Source organism: Streptomyces sp. SID11385 (genome assembly GCF_010548245.1).
GTDB lineage: Bacteria > Actinomycetota > Actinomycetes > Streptomycetales > Streptomycetaceae > Streptomyces.
Window position 1 is genome coordinate 1 of the sequence record NZ_JAAGLR010001113.1, and the last position, 516, is coordinate 516.

At 78.9% G+C, this 516-nt stretch carries 1 protein-coding gene; it reads left to right on the plus strand.

The window, feature by feature from the left end; translation table 11 throughout:
• Positions 1-516, plus strand: a 516-nt coding sequence (locus G3I42_RS33850; protein ID WP_164291484.1) for a DUF3492 domain-containing protein, incomplete at both ends; no start/stop codon positions are given.

The following is a 516-nucleotide window of genomic DNA, read 5'->3' on the forward strand; positions in this document are numbered from 1 at the left end:
CCCCGGGCGCCGTCCCCGCCGCGCGCCGCGCCCGCGTCCCCGACCTCCTCCTCGTCGCCGACCTCCTCGAACGCGCGCTGCGCCCGCTCGCGCTCGACTGGTACGACGAGGACGGACTGGGCGGCGTCGCCCTGTGCCACGCCACGACAGGCGGCATCGCCGCGCTCCCCGGGCTCCTCACCCACCACCTGCACGGCATCCCGCTCCTCGTCACCGAGTACGGCGTCCGGCTGCGCACCCTCTACCTCGACGGCGCCCGCCACCTCGACGAGGACGAGGCGACCACCGCCCGCACCCTCGGCGCCCCCGTCCGCGCCGTGCTCGGCGGCTTCCACCGCGCCCTCGCCGCCGACGTCTACCGCGCCGCGTCCCTCGTCACCCCCGGCAACGCCCACGCCCGCCGCTGGCAGGAACGCTGCGGCGCCGACCCGGAGAAGCTGCGCACGGTGTACCCGGGGATGGACGCGGAGCGCTTCGCGGGCGTCGCGGGGGCCTCGCCGAGCGGCGCGCGGGGCG